General features: G+C 58.1%; 10 protein-coding genes. 4 read left to right on the top strand and 6 right to left on the bottom strand.

The genetic code is table 11. The annotated features are described in order from the left end of the window. Positions 1-152: 152 nt before the first annotated feature. Positions 153-467 (bottom strand): quaternary ammonium compound efflux SMR transporter SugE, encoded by a 315-nt coding sequence (gene sugE / locus OKB81_RS17885; protein ID WP_041215293.1) that lies wholly within the window; start codon positions 465-467, stop codon positions 153-155. Between the two features lie 339 nt (positions 468-806). Here sugE and asd point away from each other — a divergent pair, with 339 nt between their 5' ends. Continuing rightward, positions 807-1919, top strand: a complete 1113-nt coding sequence (asd, locus tag OKB81_RS17880) for an aspartate-semialdehyde dehydrogenase (protein ID WP_042016283.1) — start codon at positions 807-809, stop codon at positions 1917-1919. A gap of 116 nt (positions 1920-2035) precedes the next feature. Here asd and cspD read toward each other — a convergent pair whose 3' ends face one another. Beyond that, a complete protein-coding gene (gene cspD / locus OKB81_RS17875) occupies positions 2036-2254 on the bottom strand; it encodes a cold shock-like protein CspD (protein WP_010674510.1) in 219 nt (72 codons plus the stop codon). A gap of 228 nt (positions 2255-2482) precedes the next feature. Between cspD and clpS the strand changes: the two genes are divergently transcribed. Both clpS and clpA read left to right on the top strand, forming a co-directional pair. Continuing rightward, a complete protein-coding gene (clpS, locus tag OKB81_RS17870; protein ID WP_005325410.1) occupies positions 2483-2800 on the top strand; it encodes an ATP-dependent Clp protease adapter ClpS in 318 nt (105 codons plus the stop codon). A gap of 60 nt (positions 2801-2860) precedes the next feature. Beyond that, entirely contained in the window at positions 2861-5113 is a 2253-nt protein-coding gene (clpA, locus tag OKB81_RS17865) for an ATP-dependent Clp protease ATP-binding subunit ClpA (RefSeq protein ID WP_010674511.1), read from the top strand. Positions 5114-5182: 69 nt separating this feature from the next. On the opposite strand, the gene infA is transcribed toward clpA, so the two are convergent. The 3 genes from infA to aat all read right to left on the bottom strand — a co-directional run bounded on the left by infA (position 5183) and on the right by aat (position 6890). Next, positions 5183-5401, bottom strand: coding sequence for a translation initiation factor IF-1 (infA, locus tag OKB81_RS17860; protein ID WP_005300033.1), 219 nt, complete (start codon positions 5399-5401; stop codon positions 5183-5185). Positions 5402-5469: 68 nt separating this feature from the next. Next, a complete protein-coding gene (locus tag OKB81_RS17855) occupies positions 5470-6186 on the bottom strand; it encodes an arginyltransferase (protein WP_010674512.1) in 717 nt (238 codons plus the stop codon). Next, positions 6183-6890 (bottom strand): leucyl/phenylalanyl-tRNA--protein transferase, encoded by a 708-nt coding sequence (gene aat, locus OKB81_RS17850; protein WP_103858899.1) that lies wholly within the window; start codon positions 6888-6890, stop codon positions 6183-6185. Before aat ends, OKB81_RS17855 begins: the two co-directional genes overlap by 4 nt. Before the next feature lie 17 nt (positions 6891-6907). Here aat and OKB81_RS17845 point away from each other — a divergent pair, with 17 nt between their 5' ends. Then, positions 6908-7378, top strand: coding sequence for a glycine zipper 2TM domain-containing protein (locus OKB81_RS17845; protein WP_010674514.1), 471 nt, complete (start codon positions 6908-6910; stop codon positions 7376-7378). A gap of 83 nt (positions 7379-7461) precedes the next feature. On the opposite strand, the gene OKB81_RS17840 is transcribed toward OKB81_RS17845, so the two are convergent. After that, the gene (locus OKB81_RS17840; protein WP_029314438.1) at positions 7462-8703 is read right to left on the bottom strand and encodes a diguanylate cyclase; all 1242 of its coding nucleotides are present in this window, start codon (positions 8701-8703) and stop codon (positions 7462-7464) included. Between the last annotated feature and the right edge of the window lie 87 nt (positions 8704-8790).

The raw sequence follows: 8790 nt of genomic DNA, 5'->3' as shown, positions 1-8790 counted from the left end.
CCAGATGCCTCAACAACATCGTTCAGATCGTTTGCAATAGACATAAAAAATCCGGAACCAGTGATTGGTTCCGGATTATCCTACAGCAGAAGGATCGGTCAATGGATCCTTAACTGATCAGCATTGCGGTGTACCCGGCCCTTTCATCGCGCCTAACCGATGAACTTCAACCCCAGAATGCCGACGATGATGAGCAGCAGGCAGAGCACCCGGGCCAGGGTGGCCGGTTCGTTGAACAGCCAGATCCCCATCAGCACGGTGCCGACTGCGCCGATGCCGGTCCAGACCGCATAGGCGGTGCCAAGGGGCAGCTGTTTGACCGCCATGGCGAGCAGCAGCACGCTCACGGCCATGGCGATCAGGGTCAGCAGGGTGGGGAGGGGACGGCTGAAACCGTCGGTGTACTTGAGGCCGATGGCCCAGGCGACCTCGAACAGGCCGGCCAACAGCAATAGCAACCAGGACATAAGGCAGATTCCGCAGGAAGCAGGGTCGTCCCTGCGTATCAGGAGGCCTCGGGGCCGTCCCCGAGGGGCAGCGGGGCTGCCGGTCGGTCTCAATGATGCCCCAACTGGAGGCAGGATGCCAACCGGCTGCCCGCAGGTCGGCCAGGCCGACGGATATTGCAGCGAATGGCACAGAATATTGCGCAATTCGACTTGCGCCCGCCGTCACAATCCGTAATGTGGACAGACGCATTTTTTGCAACTCATATATTGTGAATCCCTTGTAAACGGCTGGCGCCAAGGCAGGGGTCACGGGTACCACACACGATTTCTATAAGCAGCTATCCAGGGTAGGACAATATGAAAAAAGTAGGTTTGGTCGGTTGGCGTGGCATGGTGGGTTCGGTGTTGATGAGCCGGATGCAGGAAGAGAAGGATTTTGCCCGCATTCAACCCACCTTCTTCACCACTTCCCAGGCCGGTGAGGCCGCCCCCAATTTTGGCGTCGATGCCGGCACCCTGCAGGACGCCTTCGATCTCGAGGCGCTGGCCGCGCAGGACGTCATCATCACCGCCCAGGGCGGCGACTACACCAAGGATGTCTATCCGCGCCTGAAAGCCGCCGGCTGGCAGGGCTACTGGATTGATGCCGCCTCCTCCCTGCGCATGGAGAAGGACGCCGTTATCATTCTGGATCCGGTCAACGGCGACGTCATTGAAGATGCCCTGAACAACGGCATCAAGACCTTCGTTGGCGGCAACTGCACCGTCAGCCTGATGCTGCTGGCCCTGGGTGGCCTGTTCAAGGCCGATCTGGTGGAGTGGGTGAGCGTGGCCACCTATCAGGCGGCCTCCGGTGGTGGTGCCCGCCATATGCGCGAGCTGGTCACCCAGATGGGCATGCTGCGGGATGAAGTGGCGGTGGAGCTGGCGGATCCCGCCTCCGCCATCCTCGACATCGAGCGCAAGATCACCGAGAAGACCCGCTCCGGCACCCTGCCGGTGGATAATTTCGGCGTGCCACTGGCCGGTGGCCTCATTCCCTGGATCGACACCAAGCTCGACAACGGCCAGAGCCGTGAAGAGTGGAAGGGCCAGGCCGAGACCAACAAGATCCTGGGTATCGAAAACGCCGCTATCCCGGTGGATGGTCTGTGCGTGCGGATCGGGGCCCTGCGCTGCCACAGCCAGGCCTTCACCATCAAGCTGAAAAAGGATGTGCCGCTGGCCGAGATCGAAGCTCTGCTGGCCGCCCACAACGACTGGGTCAAGGTGATCCCCAACGATCGCGACATCACCGCCCGCGAGCTGACCCCGGCCGCCGTCACCGGCACCCTCAGCATCCCGGTCGGTCGTCTGCGCAAGCTCAATATGGGCCCGGAGTACCTGGCCGCCTTTACCGTGGGTGACCAACTGCTGTGGGGCGCCGCCGAGCCGCTGCGTCGTATGCTGAACATCCTGCTGGCCCGCTGAGGTAGCGGCAGCAGGGAACAGGGAAGGCTTGGCCTTTCTTGTTCCCCTCTTCGTGCCTGTCCATAAAAAAGCGGCATCCCTTGGGATGCCGCTTTTTAATTTATCCAGTTTGACTCTTAGATGTTCTGTGCTTCGTTTGGCACGATGACAGAGGCATGATTTCCTTTCGGCCCCTGCTGCAGTTCAAAGTTGACTGCCTGACCTGCTTTCAAGGTCTTGTAACCTTCCATTTGAATCGTGGAGTAGTGAGCGAAGATGTCTTCACCACCGCCTTCCGGACAGATAAACCCAAATCCTTTTGCGTTGTTGAACCACTTGACTGTTCCGGTTGCCATACATCTACATCCTTTTATTGATTACCCTGAAGTCGTTGAGTAACCTGCGCCAGCCTTATATAACTAGGGCATGACCCCGTAGCAGACGGGCGCCGATTAGCAAGTAACCAATCTAGTCCAACTTTTAAGCGAGTCAAGAAGTTGTTAACAACCGATGTGATCTGATTAACAAGTCTATTGACAATCTTGAGCGACACGGTAGTAATCTAGAGGTACCAAAGCGCAACTATGAGCAAGCAGAAAGAACTCTTTGCTAATGAAGAGATTGCAGAGGCAGAGAAAACGAAGCTGCAACCGCCACCCATGTACAAGGTCGTCCTGAACAACGACGACTACACACCGATGGAGTTCGTGGTGGAGGTGCTGCAAAGGTTCTTTGGTATGGATCTGGAGAAGGCCACTCAGGTGATGCTGAGCGTGCATTATAGTGGTAAGGGAGTCTGCGGCACATTTACCGCCGAGATTGCCGAGACCAAAGTGGTCCAGGTCAACACCTATTCACGTAACAACGAACATCCACTGCTATGTACCATGGAAAAGGCTTGAATCTGATGACTTGATGGCGATAACGACACCGCATTGTTGCTGTACTGAGGGGAGGTGCCTATGTTGAACAAAGATCTAGAAAAGACGCTGAACGAGGCTTTCAAACTGGCCCGTGACGAGCGCCACGAATTCATGACCGTCGAGCACCTGTTGTTGGCCCTGCTGGATAACAGCTCAGCCCATGAGGCGCTGAGTTCATGTGGTGCGGATGTGGAACAGATGCGCAAAGAGATCCGCGCCTTCATCAATCAAACGACTCCGCTCATCCCCCGTGACGACGAAGACAGGGAAACCCAGCCGACGCTGGGCTTCCAGCGCGTGCTGCAACGTGCCGTCTTCCATGTCCAGTCGTCCGGCAATACCGAGGTGAGCGGCGCCAATGTCCTGGTCGCCATCTTCAGCGAACAAGAGTCCCAGGCCGCCTACTTCCTGAAAAAAGCCGAAATAAGCCGCCTGGATGTGGTGAACTTCCTGTCCCACGGGGTGCGCAAGGACAACAAGCCCGAGAGTGGTGGCAACAATGCGGAATCTGATGACGAGGTATCCTCTGCCCAGATAGAAAGCTTTGCCACCAACCTCAACCAGCTGGTGCTGGAGGGGCGTATCGATCCGCTCATCGGCCGTGATCAGGAGCTCAATCGCACCATTCAGGTATTGTGCCGCCGCCGCAAGAACAACCCCTTGCTGGTCGGGGAAGCCGGCGTGGGCAAGACCGCCATCGCCGAAGGACTTGCCTACCGTATCGTCAAGGGGGATGTGCCCGAGGTGATTGCGGGTAGCACCATCTACTCCCTGGACATGGGCTCCCTGCTGGCGGGCACCAAGTATCGTGGTGACTTCGAGAAGCGCCTCAAGGTGCTGCTCAAGCAGATTGAACGTCAGGAGGGGGCCATCCTCTTCATCGACGAGATCCACACCATCATTGGCGCTGGTGCGGCTTCCGGTGGCCAGCTGGATGCGGCCAACCTCATCAAGCCGCTGCTCTCCAATGGTTTGCTGCGCTGCGTGGGCTCCACCACCTACCAGGAATATGCCCAGATCTTCGAGAAGGACAGGGCCCTTGCTCGCCGCTTCCAGAAGATCGACATCGTCGAACCCACAGTAGACGACACCACTCGCATTCTGATGGGACTCAAGAGCCGTTATGAGTCTCACCATGGCGTGCGTTACACCGTCAAGGCGATCCGGGCGGCGGTGGAGCTCTCCGCCAAGTACATCAATGATCGCCATCTGCCTGACAAGGCCATCGACGTCATCGACGAAGCGGGTGCAGGGCAACGCCTCTTGCCCGTTAGCAAGCGCAAGAAGGTGATCAATGTGCCGGAAATCGAGGCCATTGTTGCCAAGATTGCCCGTATTCCCGAGAAATCTGTCTCCTCCTCCGACAAGGAGGTGCTGAAGAACCTGGAGCGTAATCTCAAGATGGTGGTGTTCGGGCAGGACAAGGCCATCGAGGTGCTGACCGATGCCATTCGGTTGTCACGTTCAGGGCTTGGCAACGAACGCCGACCTGTGGGCTGCTTCCTGTTTGCCGGCCCGACCGGGGTGGGCAAGACCGAAGTGACCCAGCAACTGGGCAAGGCGCTCGGGGTCGAGGTATTGCGATTTGACATGTCGGAATACATGGAACGCCATACAGTGTCCCGGTTGATCGGGGCTCCTCCCGGTTACGTGGGATTCGAGCAGGGAGGGCTGTTGACCGACTCCGTCCTCAAGCATCCGCACTCCGTCGTGCTGCTTGACGAGATCGAGAAGGCGCACCCGGATGTCTTCAACTTGCTGCTGCAGGTGATGGACAACGGTACCCTGACGGACAACAACGGGCGCAAGGCAGATTTTCGCAATGTGATCCTGGTGATGACCACCAACGCAGGGGTTCAGGAGACCCAGCGCAAGTCCATCGGCTTCCAGCAGCAGGACATGAGCCATGATGCCATGGCGGTGATCAACAAGACGTTCAGTCCGGAGTTCCGCAACCGGCTCGATCACACCATCTGGTTCAACCATCTCGACATGGGAGTGATCCATCAGGTGGTCGACAAGTTCATCGTCGAGCTGCAGGTTCAGCTGGATGCCAAGGGCGTTTCACTGGAGGTGTCTGAAGAGGCGCGCCACTGGTTGGCAGAGAAAGGGTATGACAGGGCAATGGGAGCAAGACCCATGGGCCGGGTCATTCAGGAGCACCTCAAGAAGCCCCTGGCCAACGAGATCCTGTTCGGTTCCCTGGTCGATGGCGGCATTGTGAAGGTCGAGCTGGTGAACAACAGCCTCAGCTTTGATTTTCAGGTCAACGTTGAAGCTGTCTCTCACTGACTGTGAGCAAGGCCGGAAATGACAAAAAACCCCAACCGAGAGGCTGGGGTTTTTTGCTGAATTCCTGGCTTAGCGAGAGCGGAAAACAATACGTCCCTTGGAGAGATCGTACGGAGTCAGAGCCACCGTTACTTTGTCCCCAGTCAGGATACGGATGTAGTTTTTGCGCATCTTGCCGGAAATATGAGCGATAACCACGTGACCATTTTCCAGTTCCACACGGAACATGGTATTGGGCAAGGTTTCGAGAATGGTACCCTGCATCTCAATACTGTCTTCTTTAGCCATTGAATCCTCTTGATAAGCCACAACAAAAAACCGCTGGATCATGCCGGATTTAAGGCTATGTGTAAAGTTTACTCGGGCTTGGTGTCGATTTTTTTCCATTCGCCCTGTACCAGCAGCTCATGGGGCAGGTATTGGCGCTTGTAATTCATCTTGCGGCACTCCTCCACCAAATACCCCAGATAGAGCCACTGACGACCGGTACGTCTGGCCAGTTCCAACTGGCTCAGGATGGCGAAGGTGCCGAGCGACCGGTCGGCATAGTCGGGGTCGAAGAAGGTGTACATGGCGCTCAGAGAGTGGGGAAGCAGGTCCGTGGTGGCCACGCCGATGAGGCGTCCCTCCTTGCGCATCTCCAGATAGAGGGGGGGCATCCAGTCGCAGTGCAGGAACCCCTTGTATTGGGTCCGGCTCGGTGGATACATGCTGCCATCCCGATGACGCTCACGGATATAGCGTTCATAGAGCTGGTAATACTCGGGCTTGTCGTCATAGCTCAGCACGAGTTCGAGATCCCGGTTCAACTGGCGGATGCGTTTCTGCCCACGACTCGGGGTGAAGCGTTCACTGTGTATGCGCAAGGATTGACAGGCGCTGCAGGCGGGGCAGTGAGGACGATAGATGTCGTTGCCACTGCGCCGGAATCCTGCCGTCAGCAGCCGTTCGTACCCGGCGGCGTTGAGCAGTTCATGGTCCATCAGGACCAGCAACTGCTCCTGCTCGTGACCGAGGTAGCTGCACGGGTGCCTGGGGGTCAGCCCGACCTTGAGGATCACTTCTTCACTCATAGGCTGATTCTCCTCGGTTGCCAGCATCCCTCTTGCAACGGTTGCCGGGTCAGGGTGGCCAGGGTGGTCAGAAAGCGCTGCCTTGGCCACTCCTGGACGCCTAGCGTGGCCAGAAAGTCGTTTTGCATCTGGCAGTCGATGAGGGCACCGCCGTGCCCTGCAAAGTGGCGACAGAGGGCCACCATGGCCAGTTTGGCGCCATTGTCGATGCGGCTGAACATGGATTCACCACAAAATAGTCGGCCCAGGGAGAGGCCATAGAGGCCTGCCTGCAACTGATCATCCTGCCAGATTTCGATGGAGTGGGCATGACCGAGGCGATGAAGGCACCGATAGGCGTCGATCATGGGGGCACTTATCCAGGTGCCGCTGGCGGTGCGACGGGGGGCGGCGCAGGCTGCAATGACGTCATCAAAGGCGCGATTGATGTAAATCTCGAAGGGTGTGCGGCGCAAACACTTCTGCAGGCTGCGGCCGATGTGGAGTTCCTCGGGAACGATGACTCCCCTGGGGTCCGGTGACCACCACAGCAGTGGCTGATGGGGTTCATTCCACGGAAAGATCCCGCTGTGGTAAGCTGCCAGCAATCGAGCGGGGGAGAGATCTCCCCCAATCGCGAGCAGCCCGTTGGGCTCTTCCAGCGCATGGCTGGGGGAGGGAAACCAGCACAGCTCATCATCCAGTTCGGTAAGATAGCGAGACATAAGGCAGAGGTTCATAGATGAAGGCCATTATCCTGATAGTATCCAGCTTGCTTGGCTTTGTCACGGCGCCGGCCTGGAGTGCGGTGTATGAACGCAACACGGCGCGTCCGGTGGAGCAGGTGGTCTTCGGCCAGGTGGATGCGGTGCGCAACATCACCCAGCGCCAGATGGTGGAATCAGAGCATTCCGGCTGGAAAACTCTGGGAGGGGCCGTGCTTGGCGGGCTGCTCGGCAACCAGTTTGGCGGTGGGCACGGGCGGGAGATTGCCACTGCGGTCGGAGCGCTGGCGGGAGCGGCGGCGGTGCAGCAGTTTCAGTCAGGGGGCAGCGTGGTGGAGAACAAGCTGGTGGAGCTGCTGATCCGCAACGAGCAGAACGGGCTCATCAACGTGATCCAGGATTACGATCCGGCCATGGTCTTTGCGCAGGGCGACAAGGTGCGCATCCTCTATTTCAACGATGGGGTGCGGGTCGACAAGACCTATTGAACGGTGAAGAAGGGATTGACCCGGCGGCCGCCACACAAGGGGCGCCGGGCGGTACTACACGGAGTGCCTCTGCTGATGCTTGCTCAGACGTCCTGACAGACTATCTTGTCTCGCCCGGTATTCTTTGCCTGATACAACTGGCGATCTGCCTCGCTCAGCGCCTCGTCCATGGAGAGCCGCCCGACATTGATGACGCCGAAACTGGCGCGTACAAAGAGCGATATCTCCCGGGACAGCGGTTGCTGGCGCATTTGCAGACGAAGCCCTTCCAGTCGCTTGAGCAGCACGGGAACGGGGCAGTGGGGCACCATCAGGGCAAATTCTTCACCACCGAATCGGGCTATCATGGCATCCGGGAAGAACTGGGTGAGCAGCCTGGCCAGATGACAGAGCAGCTGATCGCCGATGGCATGCCCCCAGTGATCATTGACCTGCTTGAAGTGATCCACATCGAGCACGCACAGGGAGAGCTGCGCCTGATGGCGCTGATGCTCCTCGAACCACTTTTGACCCTCGTTGAACCAGTAGCGTCTGTTGTAAAGTCCGGTCAGGTAGTCTCGGTTGGCCGATTCCTGGATGTTGTTGAACTGCTCAAGGGCCTCCAGGTTGTGGCTGACCCGGCACTGCAGCTCCTCGGGTTCAAAGGGCTGATTGAGAAAATCATTCGCCCCTTGCTTGAGGTAGCGTGCCGAGAGGCCGTGTTTGTCCGATACCGAGATGCCGATGATGGCGAGCTGCTGCTTGCTGTAGCGCTCGCGCAGCATTCGCACCAGGCTGATGCCGTCGATCTCCGGCATGTAGTAGTCCACCAGCATCAGGCGAATGGCGGGGTGCTGCTCGAGCTGCGCCAGCGCATCGCGGGCTGAATTGGCCTCGTGCACCTGCAACAACTGCTTGCGCAACTGGGCCGCGGTGCGGTGACGGGAGGTGCGTGAATCGTCGACCACCAAGACTTCGATGGCCTGGTTGAGGTAGAGGCGGTGCACCAGACCGACGGCATATTGCAGGGAGTGACGTGAATCCTTCATCACATAGTCCAGCACCCCGGCTTCCAGCCAGGCTTCCCGCTTCTCTTCGCTGATGTCGGCCGTCAGGATCACCACCGGCAACCCACGCTCCCTCAGCACATTGACAGCTTCTCCGCCGGGGGCGTCCGGCAGGGTGAGATCCACCAGGGCGACCACATAATCTTCCCCATGGCAATCGCGAGCCCCTTCAAGGGTATCGAAGGCGTCGATTTCCAGCCCGGTCTGCTGCGCAATGGCCTGGGTCAGCATGCGGCGTACCGTCAGGCTGTCTTCCACTATCATTATTTTTCGTTTCATCCTGCTCCTTGCAATAAAAAAGGTTCTTCGCGGGATCTTGGGGAAGTGGAAGTTGACAGACAGGGTGCTGGTAAACTGGCTGTCTCC

The sequence above is a fragment of the Aeromonas sp. QDB56 genome (genome assembly GCF_027705505.1).
Classification (GTDB): domain Bacteria; phylum Pseudomonadota; class Gammaproteobacteria; order Enterobacterales; family Aeromonadaceae; genus Aeromonas; species Aeromonas caviae.
Note: the sequence above shows the minus strand (reverse complement) of the source record. Positions and strands in the feature narration are given on the sequence as shown.